This is a genomic window from Nocardia sp. NPDC004260 (genome assembly GCF_053603155.1).
The window spans coordinates 1-19398 of the sequence record NZ_JBSGEZ010000044.1 but is presented as its reverse complement, the minus strand read 5'-3'; the positions used below and the strand labels follow the sequence as shown (position 1 = coordinate 19398).

Here is a 19398-nt window from a genome sequence, read left to right as displayed (position 1 = left end):
GGTAGGCCGAACAGATGGTGGCGGCGTTCCGCGATCAGGCGGGTGTGTCCGAGCTGCGTCCGAAGCGGCGGCGGTACTCGGTGGGGGCGATGCCGACGAGGCGCTGGAAGTGGTGGCGCAGGAGGGCGCCGGAGCCGAAGCCGGAGCGATCGGCGATGTGCTCCAGTCCGAGGTCGGTTTCCTCGAGCAGTTGCTTGGCCAGCAGGACGCGCTGGTTGGTGAGCCATTTCACGGGGGTGGTTCCGGTCTCGGCGGCGAATCGGCGCGCGAAGGTGCGGGTGGACATGTTGGCGCGGGCGGCCAGGTCTTCCACCGTGTGCGGCAGGTCGAGGTGCTCGTTCATCCACTCCAAGGTGGGGATCAGGCTGTCGGAGGTGCAGGCCGCGACGGGGCGTTCGATGAACTGGCGCTGCCCGCCGTCGCGCTGCGGGGGGACCACCATCCGCCGCGCGATCGCGTTGGCCACGCCGCTGCCGAGTTCGCGCCGCACCAGGTGCAGGCAGGCATCGATGCCCGCGGCGGTGCCAGCGCTGGTGATCAGGTCACCCTCGTCGACGAACAGCACGTCCGGATCGACAGTTGCCCCGGGGTACTCGGCCGCGAGTTTCTCCACGTAGCGCCAGTGCGTGGTGCATTTGCGGCCGTCGAGCAACCCGGCCGCCCCGGCCAGGAACGCTCCGGAACACACGGTGAGCACGGTCGCCCCGGCGGCCGCCGCGTCACGGATGGCCGCGACGACCCGCGGATCGAATCCACGGTCGGCCGCGGCGGCGGGGATGGCCACCAGATCGGCCGCCGCCAGTTCCTCCAGCCCGTACTCCGGTGTGACGGTGATGCCGGGGCTGGTCAAGTGCAGCGGGACACCCGGCTCCGCCCCGCACACCCGGAAATCGAAGGCGGGCAGTCCGTCGGCCGTGCGGTCGAGGCCGAAAACCTCACAGATGACCCCGAATTCGAACATGGCCATGCCTTCGGACAGCACCACGGCGACCTTCGACAGCATACGACCAGTCTAGTGGCCGTATTTTTGCGAACAATGTCAGTGCCGCCACTTTCGGCGGTAAATCACTGACCGAAAAATTACTGCCATGGTTACATTTCTCATCACCCTGGCGGTCATCGTGGCTTTCGCCACACTCATCGCCCGCGGCGCCGGCCGCGCGGGCTTCTCAGATGTGGACGACCGCGACGCGCAGCGGCTGCACTCCGAGCTGACGGCGATGCTCGGCCGCAACACCCATCACCGCTGACCAACCGGGGAAGTTCGGCCCAGCGCACGCCGCGTCCGGACACCACCTCGATCTCCGAGCATCCGGCATGGCTCGTCGGGCCGAGGGCGAAGACCGCACACCTGGGCTCTCGAGCTCACCAGGGGGCCGCGAACACCCAGCGCCGCAGGGGCCCGGAAAAACTACACAGCTTCGCCGGGGGTTACTCGCGGCTTCGGGGCGCGCATCTTGCGGATCTGCGAGGCGCGGACGAAGGCGTACCAGCCGAGGCGGTAACCGCCGTCGGTGGTCTCCGGGAAACGCTCCCTGACCCGGTTGTTCACCACGCGGCCGAGCAGGACGCCCTCGATGCCCATGAACAGCATCATCACCAGCATGGCCAGGGTGACGACGGTCTGCAGGGCGGGCGCGAGGAACATCGAGAAGATCAGCACCAGCGCCATCGGCATGAACAGGCCGACCAGGTTGCGCCGGGCGTCGACGATGTCGCGGACGAAGGCCCGGACCGGGCCCTGGTCGCGGGGCGGCAGGTATTTGTCCTCCCCCGCGAGCATGCGCTCCCGTCGATCCGCGGCGGCCTCGCGCCGCTTCGCGGACGCCGCCTTGCGCTCCTCTCTGGTGCCCCGCGCGGCCTTGCGCCGGGCGCGGGCCTCCTTCGCGGTGAGCGGAGCGGGTGCTATCGGGCCGCGGCGCTTGCCTTGCGCGTCACGGCGTTTCGGGGTGGGACGGCCCTTGCCCGCGGTGGCCGTGGCCGCCGCGCGGGTGGTGCTTGCGGCCGGGTCACCGTTGGTGACCACCGTCGATGCGGCGGTCGCGTCGGTGGTGCTGGACTCGCCGCGACGGAACAATTTCACACCGACCAGGCTATTCGATGGGTGGCGCGGCGAGAAATGCGGTCCGATTCGCCCGGAGTGTGCGGGCTCACGGAGGTTGCGTGTCACCGCGGACCGGCTGGTGGCAAGATGGAGGAATAGCAGCCCGCCGAGTGGTGTTTACCGACACGACCCGTGCGCTGTTCCACGGGTTCGACCACAGGTTCCTCGAGGAGAGTTCATGACTGTGCAGAACGAGACCGCCACCCACGGTGTGACTCTGACCGACGCCGCCGCCACGAAGGCGAAGGCCCTGCTCGACCAGGAGGGCCGCGACGACTTGGCGCTGCGGATCGCGGTGCAGCCGGGTGGTTGCGCCGGCCTGCGTTACCAGCTGTTCTTCGACGACCGCTCGCTCGACGGCGACCTGACCGTCGACTTCGGTGGCGTCACGCTGGCCGTCGACCGGATGAGCGCGCCGTACGTGCAGGGCGCCTCGATCGACTTCGTCGACACCATCGAGAAGCAGGGCTTTACCATCGACAACCCGAACGCCACCGGCTCCTGCGCCTGCGGCGACTCCTTCAACTGAGGTAGTAGCGTCCCGGCGCGGTCGCGGAAATCGGCCGCGTTCGATCGGAACAACTGATCTCGTAAGGACATGGGTAACTCGTCGGGAACGCCCAGGACCCGAGCGGCACTTGCGCAAGACCTGAACGCAAATCCGGTGCCGCTCAACTAGTACGGCCTGAAGACCCGGAGAGGCGGCATCAGCTACGGTGAGATCGGGACTCGCGTCCCGGTCTGCACCGCCTGCCGCCTACCGTTGAAGGGGCTCAGCCACGTGTCCATCGCCGTTTCCGCGTCCATTGCGACCGACCACCTCATGCGTTTTCCCGGGCGGTTCGCCGACGTACTGCTGGCCGATCAGCTCGACCACGTGTCGCTGAGCTTCCTCGTCGACGATCTGCAGATCCGTCGCGGAGGCGTCGGTGGCAACATCGCCTATGCCATGGGCCTGCTCAATCGGACGCCCCTGCTGATCGGAGCCGTCGGCGCCGACTTCGGCGAGTACCGCGCTTGGTTGGAGAAGCACGGGGTCGACTGCTCCACCGTGCTGGTGTCCGACCGCGCGCACACCGCGCGTTTCGTCTGCACCACCGACAACGACATGGCCCAGCTCGCGTCGTTCTACCCCGGCGCGATGAGCGAGGCCCGCGACATCTCCATCGCCGAACTCGCCGAGACGCGGGAACTCGACCTCGTCCTGATCGGCGCCAACGACCCGGAGGCGATGCTGCGGCACACCGCCGAGTGCCGCGAATTGGGGATCCCGTTCGCCGCCGACCCCTCGCAGCAGTTGGCCCGTTTGGACGGCGACCAGTCCGTGCAGCTGATCGACGGCGCCGCGTATCTCTTCACGAACAAGTACGAGTGGGGGCTCCTGCTGCAGAAGACCGGCCTGACCGAGGAAGAGGTCGCCCAGAAGGTCGGCGTCCGCGTCACCACTCTGGGCGCCGACGGCGTGCGGATCGTCGACCGAGACGGCACCGACGTGACCGTCGGCGTCGTGCCCGAGATCGAGAAGGTCGAGCCGACCGGCGTCGGTGACGCCTTCCGCGCCGGCTTCCTCACCGCGCACACCGCCGGGCTGAGCCTGGAGCGTTCCGCGCAGCTGGGCTCGCTGATCGCCGTGCTCGTGCTGGAGACCATGGGCACCCAGGAATGGACGCTGACCAAGGAGTCCGCGCTCGAGCGCCTCAGCCAGGCCTACGGTCCCGAAGCCGCGGCGGACATCAAGACGCTGCTGTAGACCGTGCGAACGAAAGGCGCGCAGCCGGCCGGGTGCGCGCCTTTCCCGCGTTTCGGAGTCAGAGCGAGACCGGGTAGACCGGCTCCTGGATCTCCGGCTTGATCCGGTCCTCGACGAAGATGCCGTGCCACACCATGAACACCAGCAGTGTCCACAGCCTGCGGCTGTGATCGGCGGTCCCGGCCCGGTGCGCGACCAGCATCTCGCTGATCGCGGCCTTGTTCAGCAGGTGGTCGGTCTGCGACTCCGCGATCTGCTGCTGCGCCCAGTCGTAGAGTTCCGTGCCGCGCAGCCAGTGCCGCAGCGGGACCGGGAAGCCGAGTTTGGCGCGGTGCAGCACGTGTGGCGGCACGATGCCCTCCAGCGCCTGACGCAGCGCGTACTTCGTGGTCTCCTTGGTGATCTTCTGGTCGAACGGCAGTCCCTCGGCCGCCTTCAGCACCTCGGAGTCCAGGAACGGCACGCGCAGTTCCAGCGAGTTGGCCATGGTCATCTTGTCGGCCTTGACCAGGATGTCGCCGCGCAACCAGGTGAACAGGTCCAGGTGCTGCATCCGGGCCACCGGATCCCAGCCGCGCGACTGCGCGTAGAGCGGCGCGGTGACGTCCTGATGGGTCCATTCCGGCCGGAACTCGCGCAGCACGGCGCGCAGCTGGGCGTCGCTGAAGCTGCGCGCGTTGCCGTAGTAGCGCTCCTCCAGCGTGAGCGAGCCGCGGTGCAACAGGCTCTTGCCCCTCGTGCCGTCCGGAATCCGGTCCGACAGCTTGCCCGCCAGCCTGCGCAGGCCGCGGGGCAGCTTCTCGAACGGCTTCAGCGACAGCGGCTCGCGGTAGATGGTGTACCCGCCGAACAGCTCGTCGGCACCCTCACCCGAGAGCACCACCTTGACGTGCTTGCGGGCCTCCTTGGCGACGAAGTACAGCGGGACCAGCGCCGGGTCGGCCACCGGGTCGTCGAGGTACCAGACGATCTCCGGGATCGCCGCGGCGAACTCGGCGGGGGAGACCACCTTCACCACGTGCCGCGCGCCGATCGCCTCGGCGCTCTCGGCGGCCACGTCCACCTCCGAGTAGCCCTCGCGCTCGAACCCGGTCGTGAACGTGATCAGCTTCGGGTTGTGCCGCATGGCCAGCGCCGCGACCGCGGTGGAGTCGATGCCGCCGGACAGGAACGAGCCGACCGTCACGTCGGCGCGCATGTGCTTGGCGACGGAGTCCTCGAGCGCCGCGGCGATCTCCCGGTAGCGGGACGCCGCCGAGCCGGGGGTGAACGGGCGCACCGGGAACTTCGGGGTGAAGTACCGGGTGACGACCGGCGCCGCGCCGGGCCGCACGGTGGCGTAGCTGCCCGATTCCAGCCTGCGGACGTCCTTGTGCAGCGTCTCCGGCTCGGGCACGTACTGCAGCACCGTGTAGTGCTCGAGCGCGCGCGGGTCCAGCGCGTCGCTCAGCCGCAGCGCGGGCAGCAGTTCGAGCAGACTCTTCTTCTCGCTGCCGAACGCGGTTCCGCCCGGCCCGGTGGCCAGGAACAGCGGTTTGATACCGAACGGGTCGCGGGCCAGGAACAGCTCCTGGGTCTCGGTGTCCCAGATCGCGAAGGCGAACATGCCGCGCAGCCGCCGCACCGCCTCCGGACCCCAGTAGTGGAACGCCGCGACGATGGCCTCGCTGTCGCCCTCGGTCTGGAAGATCTTGCCGTCCGGGAACTCGGCGGCGTGCGCCTCGGCGAGTTCCGCGCGCAGCTCCAGGTAGTTGTAGATCTCGCCGTTGAAGGTGAGCGCGTAGCGGTCGGGCCGCTCGGGCGGGCCCCAGCGCAGCGGCTGGTGCGAGTGCTCGATGTCGATGATCGACAGGCGGTTGAAGCCGAAGATCACATGGTCGTCGTGCCAGGTGCCGCGCTCGTCCGGGCCGCGGTGGCGCACGCAGTGCAAGGCCTCGTAGACCTGCTCCACCGTGCCAGGTGCCGCCTCGTCAGATGCCAGGAATCCGAGCAGTCCACACACGGCGTCGGCAACCTCATTTCTCACAGTCGGGATACGCGCGCACCGGATGGGGCGCAAGGGGACGAAATCTAGTGTCCGAGTATGCCGCACCTAGGGCGTCCGCGCCTCGCGCGCGTCACGTCAGGACGGAATCGCTGGTGACGATGATCCCGGCGGGCCCGGTGAGGTGTCGAAGCCGACCCGACGACAAAGGGGGGGTGCGTTTGGTCTACGCTGCGTAGTACTCAGGTCTCTCTCAGGCGACCCGTGCGCGAATGCGCCGGCCCGGGGAGTGCCCTGATACGAGCTTAGGACGTATCGTCGGGGCCGATCGCAGCCCGGACGATGCACTGTCGGAATGTGTGGCGACCAGGAAGGCGTGAGCGTGGCGCACAAGGCGAGCGAAGAGATCGGGGCACGACCCGCCCGGGGTCGGCAGGGCCGTATCCTTCGGCGGGCCGGGCTGGCGGTGTCCTTGGGGATCACCGCGCTGCTCGTCTCGGGCTGCTCGATCGACACTGTTTGGCTGCGGTTCGGCTGGCCGTCCGGCGTCACGCCGCAGGCCACCCGGATGCGGGAGTTGTGGACCTGGTCGGTCATCGCCGCGCTGGCGATGGGCGTGCTGGTCTGGGGTCTGACCTTCTGGACCATCGCGTTCCACCGCAAGAAGGCCGACTCTCCGGAGTTCCCGCGCCAGACCGGCTACAACGTGCCGCTGGAGCTGACCTACACGGCGATTCCGTTCGTCATCATCGCCGTGCTGTTCTACTTCACCGTGGTCGTGCAGAACTACGTGCACGAGAAGGTGGACAACCCCGACGTCACGGTCGACGTGACCGCCTTCCAGTGGAACTGGAAGTTCGGCTACCGCAACGTCGACTTCAAGGACGGCTACCGGTTCGACGGCATCGACGCTTCCCGTGAGGCGCTGAACCAGGAGCAGCTTGAGGGGTACAAGGAACGGACCAAGGACGGCCACCCGCAGCCGGGCCCGGTGCACGGCAAGCCGGAGAACGACATCCTCTCCTACCTGCACTACGACAAGGTCGAGACGATCGGCTCGAGCAACGAGATCCCGGTCCTGGTGCTGCCGACCGGCAAGGTCATCGAGTTCCAGCTCGCCGCCGCCGACGTGATCCACGCCTTCTGGGTGCCGGAGTTCCTGTTCAAGCGCGACGTGATGCCCAACCCGAAGGAAAACCACTCCGACAACGTCTTCCAGATCTCCAAGATCGAGAAGGAAGGCGCGTTCGTCGGCCGCTGCGCCGAGATGTGCGGCACCTTCCACTCGATGATGAACTTCGAGGTCCGCGCGGTCACTCCGGAGAAGTTCACCAAGTACCTGGACGCGCGCCAGGCGGGCAAGACCAACGCCGAGGCGCTCGAGTCCATCGGGGAGTCCCCGGTCGCCACGTCCACCGCGCCGTTCAACACCAGGCGCGACACCAAGAGCGCGGCCTCGGCCGAGAGCAAGTGAGGATTGATCTGACATGAAGATCGAAGCGCGGATTTTCGAACTGCTCACGGTGTTCTTCATCATCATCGCGTGCGTCTACGGCTTCTTCACCGGTCAGTCGCGTACGGGTGTCGAGTGGGCGGGCACCACGGCCATGGTGTTGACCGCGGGTCTGTCGCTGATCATCGGGACCTACTTCCGGTTCGTCGCCCGTCGTCTCGACCTGCGCCCGGAGGACTACGAAGACGCCGAGATCGTCGACGGTGCGGGCGACCTCGGCTTCTTCTCGCCCGGCAGCTTCTGGCCGATCACGCTGGCCGCCGCCGGTTCGGTGACCGCGCTCGGCCTGGCGTTCTTCCAGTTCTGGCTGATCGGCATCGGCGTCGTGTGCATCCTGACCGCCGCCGCCGGGCTGGTGTTCGAGTACTACCTCGGTCCCGAGAAGCACTGAGCCGAAGACTCACCGAACGGCCCCACCGGATATCCGGTGGGGCCGTTTCGCATGTGCGATGGGATGCACGAAGCAGCGGAGTTCGTCCGGCTCCGGCGCCCGCACCTGATATGAAGGTGCGGGTGGGAGAGAAGTTGCTGGAGCCGACCTTGAAGGCTCTACCGCACGGGCCGCACGGCCTTGCTCGCGATCTGGTGACGGGGTCGCAACGTCAGCGTCTGCTGTTCGGCGTCACGGTCGTCGTGGCCGGCCGCGGCTACCTCGATGCGACTGTCGCGGATATCGCCACGACGGCCAAGGTTTCGCGCCGGACCTTCTACCAGCACTTTCCGGACAAGGAAGCCTGCTTCCTCGCGGCAGCCGAGACCGGCCGCGATCTGATGATCGATCATCTCCGGCAGGTGATGAAACAGATCCTGGCCGAACCCGTGGAGCCGCTCGAAGCGCTCCGCCGCGGCATCCGCGAGTATCTCACCCTGCTGCGTGACGAGCCGTCGTTCGCCCGTGCCTTCTATCTGGAGACCGCCGTGGCCGGGCCGCGCGCGATCGAGTCGTTCGAACGATGCCAGCACTGGTTCGCCGGTTTCATCCGTTCGTGGCGTGCGACGGCAGGCCCCGTCGAACCCTCCGTCCCCGATTACGCGTACCTCGCGGTGACCGACGCGACCAACGAGGCCATCCGCCGAACCCTTCGCGCCGGAGCGGACTTGCTCGAGCTCGAGGAAGCCGTCATGTACATCCATCGCGCCTTGCTCGCGCCTGTGACGCCTGCCGCCTAGGACACCACTCTGTCGCCGGCCGCCGTCCGAAGCGGTGTTTCCGGTGATCGTCGCGCGATCGAAGGTCACCACGCCCCTTCCCCGGACGTCGACGCCGCCGCCGCGTCCGGCGAAACCGCCGGGGCGGTACCAGACTCCGGGGTCGACCACGCGACTTGCCATCGGTGGAGTTTCCGGGAATTCGGTCGGCGGTTACTGATTCGCCTCACGCGCTGTGGCGTCTGCGAGTACGTTCGGCACGCCGAGGAGTGGCGTGAACTCGACCACCTCATGCGTCGCGACGCCGTGGACGAGATACGGATCGGTGGCGAGGATCGCGTCGAGTTGATCGCGTGGCATGCCTGCGGCCAGGTAGACGCCGCCCACCAGCGGAACGCGGCGTCCCGCCAGCACGAGCCGCCGGTCGTCGACGAGTTGCTGCAGCCAGCGACCGTGAGCGGGACGAAGGGGGTCCACTTCAGCGAGCGGAACGGTGTAGGTGACGGTCACGACGAACATGAACGCAACGCTAGCGCTCGCCTCGATCGGTGGTCACGGCGATTTTCGGCGGCACGCGCACCAGCGGTCCTCGAGGGACGGTGCGGGCCGAACCGCTACTCGGCTTCGTACCGCAGCGAGTTCTCCGAACGGCAGATCTCCTCGATGCCGGAGACGATGTCGCGCAACTGTTCCGACGGGAGTGCGGCAGGGCGCAGGCGGCAGGTGAAGGTGATCAGGCCGTGGTCTTCGGCGGGCAGGCCGCGGGCGGCGGATTCGGCGCGCAGGTAGCGCGAGCGGACGCCGTAGGTCATCGCGGAGATGACGGTGAAGCAGCCGGTACGTTCCCGGTGGCCCGAGAACAGATCGTGGAGGCGGTAGAACACCGACGTATAGCTCGACAGGGGCGCGAAAATGCCCACCCGGTAGGCGGGACCACGCTCGGACGAGCTGAGCGCCGTATCGGCCAGATACTCGGCATCGCGGAGGGTTTGCACCTTCGGCGCGAACAGCACCGCGCCCGCGGCCGCGTTGCGCACAGGCATGCCCGCCTTGCCCGGCGCGGCGGAGGCGATGGCGCCCAGCGATTTCCGCGCGCGCGACCCGACCTCGCGCCGGGCGCGCAGTCCCCTGGTTGGCGCGGTGGGGTACAGGCTCGACCACTGCCCGAAGCGCACGGTGCCCAGCTGCACGTGGCCGGTGCCGACCGGGCGCGCCACCTTCAGCGGCGCAGTATCGACCCAGCGGCCGACCTGCAGTTCGGCGTTGCCGGGCCGCAAGATCTCCGCATAGGCGTGCTCGACGAAGGAGTCGAAGTCCAGGAACCGGTCGGCGTCGGTGGTCAGCCAGGTGCGTTCCTTGTCGATCTCGATCGCGTCCAGGGTGAGCGCGGTGATGATGCCCGCCCGGCCGCCCGCGCCCAGGATGCGCTGGAACCGCTCGGTGTGGTGGGTGCGCCCACACGTGCCGATGCGCCCGTCGGTGTCCACATACTCCAGATCGACGATCTGGTCGATGAACAGGCCGTGTTTGTGCGAGGCCGCGCTGACGCCGCCGACCGAGGCGAAGCCGCCCGCGGTGATGTCGCGGTGATCGCCGACGACGGGCAGGCCGAGGCCGTGCGCGCCGAGCCTGCGGTCGATATCGGAGAGTTTGGCGCCCGCCTGCACCCGGACGGTGCGCCGGCCCAGGTTGATGTCGAGCACCTGATTCATCCGGCGCAGCGACACCACGGTCGGCTGAGCGGGCAGCGCGAGGCCCTCGTCGATCAGCTCGCCGCCGCGCACCATCAGCCGTTCCGATCGCCCGCGTGAATCCCGCACCGTGCGAACGACATCGGCGGTATCGCGGGGGAGGTATTCCTCGGCGTTGGAGACAATTTGCGGCGTGCTCATGGCAGAAGAGCTAACCACAGCGCGGCCCGCGCCGCTTCCCCGAAGCCGGGTGTCACCGCGACGCCGGCGCAAGGCTCTTGCTGAACAGGACGGATCCGGCGGCGTCGCACAGATCTACGGTCAGTTCCCTTGACCTTCCGTCGATACGCACCTCGCCGAAATGCTGGAAGGCGTCCAGTGGCGAGCTGTTCTGCACCGGCGGGGCGTGCACGTAGACCGCCTCCGGACCGAACGTGCCGTCGAGCTGGTTCGGGCCGAACGCGCCCGCGTTGAGCGGACCGGAGACGAACTCCCAGAACTCATTGAAGTCGGTGAAGGCCGCCCGCTCGGGCGAATAACGGTGCGCCGCCGTGTAGTGCACGTCGGCGGTGAGCCAGACGACGTTGGCCACCTTGTTCGCCTTGATCGACGACAGCACCTGGGCGATCTCGCGTTCCCGGCCCGACGGCGCGCCGGGATCGCCGTTGGCGGGTCCCTCGAAGGCGGTGGTGTTCTTCTGTTCGCCGTCCGGGACGACCAAGCCGAGCGGCAGGTCGTTGGCGATGATCTTCCAGGTGGCGGTGGACTCGCGCAGGCTGTCGACGAGCCACTTCGTCTGCGCCGGACCGAAGATGCGGCCGTCGGGGCCGTTGTTCGCGTTGTTGGCGTCCTTGTTCGCGCGCATGTCCAGTACGAAGACGTCGAGCAGCGGACCGTAGGAGATCTTGCGATACAGGCGACCGTCCACCGCTTCCCTCGGCTCCAGCGGCATCCACTCGTGGAAGGCCTGCCAGGAACGGGTTGCCAGGGTGTCCATGGCGCGTTCGGTGTAGCCCTTGGATTCGCCGACCAGTCCGCCGGGGTACCAGTTGTTCACCGTCTCGTGGTCGTCCCACTGGACCACTTGGGCGACCGAACTGTTGAAGTGGCGGTAGTTCTCGTCGGTCAGGTTGTAGGCGTAGTTGCCGCGGAACTGGTCGAGCGTCTGCGCGACAGCGCTTTTCGCCTCGCTCACCACATTGCGCCAGATCCGCCCGTCGGGCAGGGCGACCGATTCCCGCAGCGGTCCGTCGGCGTAGATCGAGTCGCCGGAGTGCAGGAACAGATGCGGGTCGCGGGCGGCCATGGCGGCGAAGATCTTCATGCCGCCCAGCTCCGGGTTGATGCCGTAGCCCTGGCCCGCGACGTCGCCGGACCATTGGAGCCGGATGTCCGACGCGGCGGTGGGCGCGGTGCGGAAGACGCCGGTGACCGGTTCAGAGGTGGCGCCGTCCTCGCCGCGCAGCGTCACCCGGTAGTGCACCTGCGTTCCGGCGGGCAGGCCGTTGACCCGCACCCGGCCGGTGCCGTCGGAGTCGGGTGTGAGCAGCGGTCCGGTGAAACGCTTGGGATCGGTGAACGATTCCGTGGCGGCGGTTTCCACGAGCAAGGTGGCGGGGCGATCGGCGCGGGCCCAGATCAGTGCGCCGTCCGCGCGCGGATCACCCACCGCGACACCGTGTGTGAGCGCCGGCCGCCCGCGGACCAGCGCCGGGCCGTTGTCCGGCGAGCATGCCGCCAGTGCAGGGGCCGCCACCAGTCCGAGCGCGGAGGCGCGCAATACGGTGCGCCGGGATGGTCTCGAGTCCGAGCCGGTCATGAGGCAACCCTGACGCAACTACGTCAACGGCGCGTGAACGGGCCGGGTCCGTGTGGACAACAAGCAAGAGTCAGTGCGCCAGGCGCGCTATGCGGTGGTGCAGTTCGCCCGCCCAGTCCACGCCGCCCAGGTGCTGGTAGTCCACCCACAGCGCGTCGAACACGTCGCGGCCCTCGGAGAGCCAACCGCCGCGCTTGTCCGCCTCCAGGACCACGCTCATACCGGTCTCGGTCGGAACGAAAGTCACCTCGAGCTGGTTCAGGCCGGGGTACCGCGGCGAGCCCGCGAACTCGATCTCCTGGTAGAACGGCAACGTCTGGGGCGTGTCGTGCACTCGGCCGGATTCCACGTCCGCGCTGCGCAAATGGAATCCCAAGCGTTCCACCGCTTCCAGCAGCACGTGCTGTGCGGGCAGGGCGCCGACGCCGATCGGGTCGGTGTCGGCGGCGTCCACCGCGCCGTGGATCTCCACGATCGTGCGCAGCGAGACCACCGTGCCGGGCAGGTGTCGTCCGTTGTAGAACGTGATCGGTGTTTCCATCGGCGCTCGGGCCGCGAACCGGAACTCCAGCGGCGCCCCCTCGGGCAGATGCAACGGTCCGTGCACTCCGGTACGTCCGAACGCGACCTCACGCACGCCCTCGTGATCCTCGTACTCCTGCTCGGCCCTGGTCACGAACTCGACCGCCACCTGGGTGATCTCCTGCGCGACCGCCCCGCCCCGCAAACGGATCACGCCCTCCACCGTGCCCCCGGGCTGCACACCCGGCGTGAACAACTCGGTCTCCACTTCGGCCCCACCGACCCCGGCCACCGCCAGCAACTTCTTGAACATGCCCGTACTTTCGCCGGGCCGTCTTACCGAAGGCTTGTCATTACCTTGTCGCTGCGGACGACTCGGCCGAGTCTAGGGCAGCGCCGATCGAGCGGCGGCGACGAAAGCGTCGCAGGCAGCGGGATCTTTGTCGCCTCCTGGGTATTCGACGCCGCTGTTGACGTCGACGGCGTACGGGTGGACCTGCCCGACGGCGGCGGCGACCGTCGCGGGCGTGAGGCCGCCCGCCAGCACGACGGGACGGTCGAACTCGGCCATCGCGCCGACGATGGTGGCGCTGATCGACCAATCGTGTGCGCGTCCGGTGCCGCCCAGCCGGTCGGGAGTGCGCGAATCCAGCAGCACCGCATCGCAATACGGAGCCACCGCGCGTGCGGCGCCGACGGCCTCCGGACCGGTCACGTGCACGGCGGCGAGGACCGGCCGCCCGGCCGCGCGCTCGTGTACTCGGGCGACCACATCGGCGGAGACCAGCCCGTGGACCTGGATCGCGTCCACACCCACCCGGTCGGCCAGTTCGATGATCGCCGCCGGGTCCTCCAGATGTGTGACCAGCACGCGGGTGACGAACGGTGGGGTCGCCGCCGCCAGTGTGGCAGCGCGATGCCGGTCGAGCGCGTCTTCACTGACATGCGTTACGCCCGAGATGAATCCGACCGCGTCGGCGCCCGCGGCGACGGCGGCGCGCAGGTCGGCATCCGATCGGATGCCACAGATCTTCGTCCGTACGGTCGACGGGCGCACGTCAGCCGGCTCGAGGGGACCGCGATCGTCCTGAGATGGAGTGATCAGCCTGCGGCGGTGTCCGGGATGCGGACGGGGACGGCGGCGGGGTGGCTGCCGCTGGGGACGCCCTTCTTCAGGCTGTGGGCGTAGACGTCGACGTACTCCTGGCCGGTGAGCCGCATGAGCTCGTACATGACCTCGTCGGTGACGGCGCGTTCGACGAAGCGGTTGCCGCCCATGCCGTCGTAGCGGGAGAAGTCGATGGGCTCGCCGAACTTGACTTTCACCTTCCTGCGGCGCCAGCGGAACGGTCCGGGTGGGCTCACCTCGTCGGTGCCGATGACGGCGACCGGGATGACGGGGACGCCGGTCTCCAGCGCCAGGCGGGCCAAGCCGGTCTTGCCCTTGTACAGGCGGCCGTCGGGGGAGCGGGTGCCCTCGGGGTAGAGGCCGACCAGACGGCCCTGGTCGAGCAGCTTGCGGGCGGCGTTGAGCGCGTCCTCGGCGGCGTCGGCGCCGCTGCGATCGATCGGGTACTGGCCCGAGGCGCTGAAGAAGAACTTCTGCAATCGGCCCTTGATGCCCGGGGTGTTGAAGTACTCGGCCTTGGCGAGGTAGTTGATCCGCCGCGGGCTGAGCAACGGAGCGAACAGCCAGTCGGCGAAGGAGAGATGGTTACCCGCCATGATGGCCGGCCCGTCCGCCGGGATGTTCTCCACGCCTTCGACCGTAGGCCGGTTGTAGAGATGAATGAACGGTCCCAGCAGCACGAACTTCAGCAGCCAGTAGAACATGACGTCCTTCCCCCGGGACCGGGATAGTTGCGGGCACCTGCTTCAATTGCCGACTTTACCGCCGGTGCAAGATCACATCCAACCGCAGCGGCGAATCTCACCACACTTCGGCCCCGACGCCGAGCGATGGCGACAGTCGGCGTGTCGCGGCAGGCCACGAGGGTCGTGACCGAAGCGTCACCGGCTGGTCCGTGCCACGCGCGCGGACTTGCGCGCGCCCGAGGGCAGTGCCGCCCTCGCGAGGTCGGCCGCGCCGATCATGCCCGCGGCCTCACCCAGTTGGGTGGTTCGTATGCGGGCCAGCGGCCGGTGTCCCGCGCCCGTGATCGCGCGCGCGTACTCTTCGCGTGCCTCGTCCAGGAACAACGGCGCCGAACTGCTCACGCCGCCCGCGATGACTACCAGGTCCGGATCGAAGATGTCGCTGACGAACGCCAGCCCGAGCCCGAGCCAGCGCGCGAAATCGGCCATCACCCGCACGGCGAGCGGGTCGCCGTCCTGCGCGGCGCCCGCGACCCGCCGTCCGGTCAGCGAGCCGGGATCGCGTGCCACATCCCTGGCCAGCACGGAGCGCAGGGTATCGCTGGCCAGCATCTCGATCGCGGTCTCTGCCAAAGCGGTTCCGCTGCAGTAGCGCTCCCAGCACCCGTGTTTGCCGCACGGACAGGGCCGCCCCTGCGGAACGACTTGCAGGTGACCCAGTTCAGGTGCGACGCCGTGCGTGCCCCGATACAGCTGGCCGTCGATCAGCAGGGCGGCGCCGATGCCGGTGCCGATCGCGATCAGCACCACGTTGTGCCCGCCCGCGGCGGCGCCGAACCGATACTCGGCCCACATCGCCGCGTTGGCGTCGTGTTCCAGGATCACCGGCAGTTCCAGCCGTTCGGTGAGACGCTGGGCGACGGGGGCGTCCTGCCAGGGCAGATGCGGGGCGAACCGGACGGTGGAGCGATCGCCGTTGATGAACCCGGCGACCGCGAGGCCGACCGCGCCGATGGGATGCCTGCCCGACAGGTCGCGCACGGCCCGGTCCAGCGCGTCCTCCAGCGCTCGCGCGGAATGCGGCGTCGGCGCCTGGACCGTGTCCAGCACCTCGCCGCTGTCATCGATCACCGACGCCCGAATGTTGGTGCCGCCGACGTCTATTCCGACGGTCAGCGGTCGCGTACCGGCCATCTGGTGCGTCATACCTTGATCGTCACGGGAATGTCGACGTAACGGGGACCGTCGTCCTCCCCGGGCCGACCATGGCGATGCGGCGCGCCGGTCTCCGGGTCGGCGTCGGTGGGCATGACGGGTTCGACCGGCACTCCGGCCAGCGCCTCGCGCAGCACGGTGACGATCGCGGTGCCGTGATCGGCGACCGCGGCGAACACGTCGTGGTGCTCCCCGCGCACCAGCGCCGCTGCCGCGCACACCGGGCACCAGCTGCAGCTGGACCACTCGACCTGTCCGTCGGCCGCGCGCCGCAGCACCGGCTCGACCCGTTCCAGCACCGCCTGGGCCAGCAGCTTCAGTTCCTCGGCGAATTCGGCGACACCGTCCGGCGCGGTGTGGCCGCCGACCTCCTCGCCCGTGGGCGACTGCGGATCACCGGTCATGGTCGCGACTTTCGGACGCGTGCGCCCAGACCCGCGGATCGGGCCGGAAGCGGACCACCAGGTATCCGTCATCGAGTTCGGCGCCGTCGACCGTGCACCGCCGCAATACCGGCGCCAACCGCACCCGGCGCCGGACACCGTCCGCTCCCACGATCAAATCGTCCTCCACTCGGCCAAGGCGCAATGTGGCGGCGTCGACCACCGGCAGGTGCATGCGCAGCGCGTACACCGACTGCAATCCGGTGCCGGATTCCAGGAGAACCAGCGGTTCGCCGGAACTCGCGTCGACCTCCGTCTGATTGTCGCTCAGCATAAGCGCAGCGTCCCCGGTGTCGTCCGCCGAGTCCATCGCGTACGACAGGGCGGCCAGCGAGTTCAGCCCGATCGGCTCGGGCCCGGTGTGCCGCGCGATCACCACCGGTATACCCGGCATCGTGCTCCGCAACTCGGCGATGACGTCGGATTGCTCGCCGCGCCGGTTCGAATACCACTGCACCGCCGGATGTTCGGCTCCGTCGGGCGTCGCGAGATCGGGCAGCACCTTGTTCACCACGACGGCGTCCAGCCGCAGGCCGAGCAGCGCCGCGGCGGAGCGCACCCGCTGCGACTCGGCCACCGCGACGCGCTCGGCGAGGGTGACCAGCCGCGCCCGCGTGCGCCGGTGGTCGGCGAGCAGATCGCGAACTTCCGTGACCGCCCGTACGATTCGTTCCACCGTGGCCGCGAGCACGGCGCGCCGCAGATCGGTGCCGACGGCGCTCATCGCCCGTGTGTGCGGCGGCCATATCCGTTCCACGTAACCCAGCAGCGTGCCCGGCGCGGTGACGATGCGCAGCATGTCCGCCGAGGGCGGGCAGTCGACGACGATCAGATCCCAGTCGTCCTCGGCGGCGAACTGGGCGATCTCCACCAGCATCAGCAGTTCCTGCACGCCGGGCAATCCGGTCAGTTCCGCCGGGTCCAGCGCGGCCAGGTCGAAACCGTGCTCGTGCCCGCGGCCGGCCGAGATCACACGCACCACGTCGCGGAACCGGTCCTCGAGCAGCGCGAGCGAATCGATCTCGATCACGTCCAGTCCGGGCAGCACGGTGGCGACGCCGGTGACGGTGCCCGGATCGTGCGGGAAACGGAAGCCGAGCGCGTCGCCGAGCGAATGCGCCTGATCCAGCGAGGCGATCAGCACGCGACGGCCCGACCTGGCCTCGGCCATGGCGGTGGCGCACGCGAGCGTGGTCTTGCCCACCCCACCCTTGCCGATGAACAGCTCGACCCGGGTCTTGTGCGCGGTCAGCCTTCGACCCGTTTCTTCAGTTCCTTCAGAGCGGTATCGGTGATCACTTTCTCGGCCTTGCGCTTGAACATGCCGATCATCGGGATGTTCAGATCGACGGTGAGCGTGTAGACGACCTCGGTGCCGCCGGGCCGATCGATCAGCTCGTAGGTGCCGTTCTGCGCCTTCTGCAACTCGCCGCTGAGCAGCCGCCAGCTGACCGCCTTACGGTCGGCGCGCCACTCGTAGGACAGGACGTAGGTGTCCTTGACCACCCCGGCGTCCAACACGAACCGCGCGGTCTTGGCCAAACCGTCCGGCCCCACCTCCAGCACCTCCACCGACTTCGCCGCGGATACCCACTCGGGATAGGACCCCAGATCGGCGATGACGGACATCACCTGCTGCGACGGGGCCTCGATGACGATCGATCTCTGGGTCCGGTCGGCCATACGGACAGCGGTTCCTTTCAGCGTCGGTGCTGGTAGATCAAGGCTGGGGCGCGGGAGTGACACCGGCGGGGCGGCCCGCCTCCAGCCGGGACTTCACCTCGAACGACATGTTCTTGCCCGCGACCCGGCGCGCCCGGTTGGCGGCGGCGAGCTTGCCCGCGGGCAGCGCGGGCTCCGGCTCGGCGTGCAGGAAGTAGTGCAGGATCACCCCGTCGAGCGCGGGCTCCAGCCACACCTCCATGGTCCCCGTCAGGCCACCGGACACCGACCAGCGGATGCCCTTCTCGGCCCGATCCTCACGCACATCCAGGGTCAGGTCGGGCCACCAACGGCGCCAATTGTTCGGTCCCGCCAGCAGCTCGGCCACGGCGGCTCCCGGTGCGGCGACGAAGGTCTGATCTGCGACCTGGATACTGCTCACTCCGCTGAGCGTAGTAGATGCGACGCGGATCACCGCAGCAGCTGTCGCAGGCGCGCGCCCAAGCTGTCCCAGCGCCACTGCTGCTCGACGAACGCGCGGCCCGCCGCGCCCATCCGCGCGGCGGCATCCCGGTCGGACAGAATGTCCACCAGGGCGTCGGCGATCTGCTGCACGGAACGCCCGTCCACCACGCGACCGGTCTTGCCCTCGATTACCGTTTCCGGCGCGCCGCCGGAGTTACCCGCCACCACCGGGACACCGGACGCCGACGCCTCCAGGTAGACGATGCCGAGCCCCTCCACATCCAGCCCCGCGCCCCTGGTCCGGCACGGCATCGCGAAGACGTCCGCCAGCGTGTGATGCGCGGCCAACTCACCGGACGGGACGCGGCCGGTGAACACCACGTCGTCGGTGACGCCCGCGGCGACCGCCAAGGCGCGCAGCTTGTCCTCGAAGGGGCCGCCGCCCGCGATCACCAGGACCGCGCCCGGCACACGCTCGCGGATATCGCGCATCGCCAGGATCAGCGCGTCCTGCCCCTTGCGCGGCACCAGCCGGGACAGGCACAGAATGGTCGGCCGGTCGCCGAGGCCGTATCGTTCGCGCAGCTCGGCCCGCGCGGCCGGATCCGGGCGGAAGACCTCGGAGTCCACCCCGGGCGGCAGATACTCGAGCGCCGCGTTCGAGCCGAACGCGGACGCGAACCGGCGGCGGGTATAGCGGCTGACGTAGGTGACCACATCGGTGTGCTCGCCGATGGCACGCAGCGCCTGCCTGGCCCCCGGCAGCATCGACCAGCCGACCTCGTGGCCGTGGGTACTGGCCAGAATCCGTTCGGCGCCCGCGCGACGCAGTGCGGGCGCCAGCAGCGCCAGCGGTGCCGCCGCCCCGAACCACACCGTGTCGCACTGCTCGCTGCGCAACAGCCGCGCGGCGCGGCGCAGCACCAGCGGAGTGGGCAGCATCAGCGTGGTGGGATGACGAATGACCTGGAACTTCTGCCGGGCATCGAACTTCAGATGGCTGTCGCCACGCCAGCGCGGAGCGTAGACCACCAGGTCGTCCGGCGGCAGCTCACCGGCCAACGCCTGCAGATACGACTGGATACCGCCCGGCCGCGGCGGGAAATCATTGGTAACCAGCAAAGTTCGAGCCATGCGCAACAAAATACTGTGCTTGTTTGGCCGCGACTTCGTCGCGGCGTGTTCGCGGCCCCTGTATGGCTCGCGTGTGCGCGACCGCCGCTTGATTCATCCTTAGCTTCTCCCATGCTCCCCCCCAAACCAGTT

Annotated in this window: 21 protein-coding genes; 6 read left to right on the top strand and 15 right to left on the bottom strand. The window is 68.8% G+C overall.

Going from position 1 to position 19398, the window contains the following annotated elements; genetic code table 11:
• Positions 1–34 precede the first annotated feature (34 nt).
• A complete protein-coding gene (locus ACWEO7_RS24120; protein ID WP_452426290.1) occupies positions 35–1003 on the bottom strand; it encodes a helix-turn-helix domain-containing protein in 969 nt (322 codons plus the stop codon).
• Positions 1004–1088: 85 nt separating this feature from the next.
• Between ACWEO7_RS24120 and ACWEO7_RS24115 the strand changes: the two genes are divergently transcribed.
• Positions 1089–1250 carry a hypothetical protein gene (locus ACWEO7_RS24115; protein ID WP_452426288.1) on the top strand — a complete coding sequence of 54 codons (162 nt, stop codon included), beginning with the start codon at positions 1089–1091 and terminating at the stop codon, positions 1248–1250.
• A gap of 161 nt (positions 1251–1411) precedes the next feature.
• Here ACWEO7_RS24115 and ACWEO7_RS24110 read toward each other — a convergent pair whose 3' ends face one another.
• Positions 1412–2026, bottom strand: coding sequence for a DUF3043 domain-containing protein (locus ACWEO7_RS24110; protein WP_452426369.1), 615 nt, complete (start codon positions 2024–2026; stop codon positions 1412–1414).
• Between the two features lie 256 nt (positions 2027–2282).
• Here ACWEO7_RS24110 and ACWEO7_RS24105 point away from each other — a divergent pair, with 256 nt between their 5' ends.
• Both ACWEO7_RS24105 and ACWEO7_RS24100 read left to right on the top strand, forming a co-directional pair.
• Positions 2283–2633 (top strand): HesB/IscA family protein, encoded by a 351-nt coding sequence (locus ACWEO7_RS24105; protein WP_355072914.1) that lies wholly within the window; start codon positions 2283–2285, stop codon positions 2631–2633.
• Between the two features lie 252 nt (positions 2634–2885).
• Positions 2886–3854 carry a carbohydrate kinase family protein gene (locus tag ACWEO7_RS24100; protein WP_452426286.1) on the top strand — a complete coding sequence of 323 codons (969 nt, stop codon included), beginning with the start codon at positions 2886–2888 and terminating at the stop codon, positions 3852–3854.
• A 58-nt stretch (positions 3855–3912) separates the two neighbouring features.
• On the opposite strand, the gene asnB is transcribed toward ACWEO7_RS24100, so the two are convergent.
• Positions 3913–5856 (bottom strand): asparagine synthase (glutamine-hydrolyzing), encoded by a 1944-nt coding sequence (asnB, locus tag ACWEO7_RS24095; protein ID WP_452426367.1) that lies wholly within the window; start codon positions 5854–5856, stop codon positions 3913–3915.
• Positions 5857–6220: 364 nt separating this feature from the next.
• On the opposite strand from asnB, the gene ctaC reads away from it, so the two are divergent.
• The 3 genes from ctaC to ACWEO7_RS24080 all read left to right on the top strand — a co-directional run bounded on the left by ctaC (position 6221) and on the right by ACWEO7_RS24080 (position 8521).
• Positions 6221–7312, top strand: coding sequence for an aa3-type cytochrome oxidase subunit II (gene ctaC, locus ACWEO7_RS24090; RefSeq protein ID WP_452426284.1), 1092 nt, complete (start codon positions 6221–6223; stop codon positions 7310–7312).
• A gap of 13 nt (positions 7313–7325) precedes the next feature.
• On the top strand, positions 7326–7742 hold the full coding sequence (locus ACWEO7_RS24085) for a cytochrome c oxidase subunit 4 (protein WP_450025638.1): 417 nt from the start codon (positions 7326–7328) through the stop codon (positions 7740–7742).
• Positions 7743–7864: 122 nt separating this feature from the next.
• Positions 7865–8521, top strand: a complete 657-nt coding sequence (locus ACWEO7_RS24080) for a TetR/AcrR family transcriptional regulator (protein WP_452426282.1) — start codon at positions 7865–7867, stop codon at positions 8519–8521.
• Between the two features lie 192 nt (positions 8522–8713).
• On the opposite strand, the gene ACWEO7_RS24075 is transcribed toward ACWEO7_RS24080, so the two are convergent.
• The 12 genes from ACWEO7_RS24075 to ACWEO7_RS24020 all read right to left on the bottom strand — a co-directional run bounded on the left by ACWEO7_RS24075 (position 8714) and on the right by ACWEO7_RS24020 (position 19266).
• Complete coding sequence (locus ACWEO7_RS24075; protein ID WP_450025642.1) at positions 8714–9019, bottom strand: YciI family protein; 306 nt, start codon at positions 9017–9019, stop codon at positions 8714–8716.
• A 95-nt stretch (positions 9020–9114) separates the two neighbouring features.
• Complete coding sequence (locus ACWEO7_RS24070; protein ID WP_452426280.1) at positions 9115–10392, bottom strand: FAD-binding oxidoreductase; 1278 nt, start codon at positions 10390–10392, stop codon at positions 9115–9117.
• Positions 10393–10444: 52 nt separating this feature from the next.
• Entirely contained in the window at positions 10445–12010 is a 1566-nt protein-coding gene (locus ACWEO7_RS24065; RefSeq protein WP_452426279.1) for an alkaline phosphatase D family protein, read from the bottom strand.
• A 70-nt stretch (positions 12011–12080) separates the two neighbouring features.
• Positions 12081–12845: a sporulation protein gene (locus ACWEO7_RS24060; RefSeq protein WP_452426277.1), complete on the bottom strand. Its 765-nt coding sequence runs from the start codon at positions 12843–12845 to the stop codon at positions 12081–12083.
• A gap of 72 nt (positions 12846–12917) precedes the next feature.
• A complete protein-coding gene (locus ACWEO7_RS24055; RefSeq protein WP_452426275.1) occupies positions 12918–13589 on the bottom strand; it encodes a phosphoribosylanthranilate isomerase in 672 nt (223 codons plus the stop codon).
• Between the two features lie 44 nt (positions 13590–13633).
• Positions 13634–14365 (bottom strand): lysophospholipid acyltransferase family protein, encoded by a 732-nt coding sequence (locus ACWEO7_RS24050; protein ID WP_452426273.1) that lies wholly within the window; start codon positions 14363–14365, stop codon positions 13634–13636.
• 177 nt (positions 14366–14542) lie between these two features.
• Entirely contained in the window at positions 14543–15553 is a 1011-nt protein-coding gene (locus ACWEO7_RS24045; protein ID WP_452426271.1) for an ROK family protein, read from the bottom strand.
• Positions 15550–15966: a hypothetical protein gene (locus tag ACWEO7_RS24040; protein WP_452426269.1), complete on the bottom strand. Its 417-nt coding sequence runs from the start codon at positions 15964–15966 to the stop codon at positions 15550–15552. Before ACWEO7_RS24040 ends, ACWEO7_RS24045 begins: the two co-directional genes overlap by 4 nt.
• Positions 15956–17230, bottom strand: a complete 1275-nt coding sequence (locus tag ACWEO7_RS24035) for an ArsA family ATPase (protein ID WP_452426365.1) — start codon at positions 17228–17230, stop codon at positions 15956–15958. Before ACWEO7_RS24035 ends, ACWEO7_RS24040 begins: the two co-directional genes overlap by 11 nt.
• 23 nt (positions 17231–17253) lie before the next feature.
• On the bottom strand, positions 17254–17688 hold the full coding sequence (locus ACWEO7_RS24030; protein WP_450025660.1) for an SRPBCC family protein: 435 nt from the start codon (positions 17686–17688) through the stop codon (positions 17254–17256).
• Between the two features lie 37 nt (positions 17689–17725).
• Positions 17726–18109 (bottom strand): polyketide cyclase / dehydrase and lipid transport, encoded by a 384-nt coding sequence (locus ACWEO7_RS24025; RefSeq protein ID WP_452426267.1) that lies wholly within the window; start codon positions 18107–18109, stop codon positions 17726–17728.
• Between the two features lie 29 nt (positions 18110–18138).
• On the bottom strand, positions 18139–19266 hold the full coding sequence (locus tag ACWEO7_RS24020; protein WP_452426265.1) for a glycosyltransferase family 4 protein: 1128 nt from the start codon (positions 19264–19266) through the stop codon (positions 18139–18141).
• Positions 19267–19398: the final 132 nt, after the last annotated feature.

Excerpts from the sequence above, each read along its gene's own strand:
- ACWEO7_RS24115 (WP_452426288.1), top strand. The coding sequence starts at position 1,089 with ATGGTTACATTTCTCATCACCCTGGCGGTCATCGTGGCTTTCGCCACA.
- ACWEO7_RS24105 (WP_355072914.1), top strand. The coding sequence starts at position 2,283 with ATGACTGTGCAGAACGAGACCGCCACCCACGGTGTGACTCTGACCGAC.
- ACWEO7_RS24060 (WP_452426277.1), bottom strand. The coding sequence starts at position 12,845 with ATGTTCAAGAAGTTGCTGGCGGTGGCCGGGGTCGGTGGGGCCGAAGTG.
- ACWEO7_RS24075 (WP_450025642.1), bottom strand. The coding sequence starts at position 9,019 with ATGTTCGTCGTGACCGTCACCTACACCGTTCCGCTCGCTGAAGTGGAC.
- ACWEO7_RS24030 (WP_450025660.1), bottom strand. The coding sequence starts at position 17,688 with ATGGCCGACCGGACCCAGAGATCGATCGTCATCGAGGCCCCGTCGCAG.
- ACWEO7_RS24120 (WP_452426290.1), bottom strand. The coding sequence starts at position 1,003 with ATGCTGTCGAAGGTCGCCGTGGTGCTGTCCGAAGGCATGGCCATGTTC.
- ACWEO7_RS24040 (WP_452426269.1), bottom strand. The coding sequence starts at position 15,966 with ATGACCGGTGATCCGCAGTCGCCCACGGGCGAGGAGGTCGGCGGCCAC.
- ACWEO7_RS24070 (WP_452426280.1), bottom strand. The coding sequence starts at position 10,392 with ATGAGCACGCCGCAAATTGTCTCCAACGCCGAGGAATACCTCCCCCGC.
- ACWEO7_RS24045 (WP_452426271.1), bottom strand. The coding sequence starts at position 15,553 with ATGACGCACCAGATGGCCGGTACGCGACCGCTGACCGTCGGAATAGAC.
- ACWEO7_RS24020 (WP_452426265.1), bottom strand. The coding sequence starts at position 19,266 with ATGGCTCGAACTTTGCTGGTTACCAATGATTTCCCGCCGCGGCCGGGC.
- ACWEO7_RS24065 (WP_452426279.1), bottom strand. The coding sequence starts at position 12,010 with ATGACCGGCTCGGACTCGAGACCATCCCGGCGCACCGTATTGCGCGCC.
- ACWEO7_RS24085 (WP_450025638.1), top strand. The coding sequence starts at position 7,326 with ATGAAGATCGAAGCGCGGATTTTCGAACTGCTCACGGTGTTCTTCATC.
- ACWEO7_RS24050 (WP_452426273.1), bottom strand. The coding sequence starts at position 14,365 with ATGTTCTACTGGCTGCTGAAGTTCGTGCTGCTGGGACCGTTCATTCAT.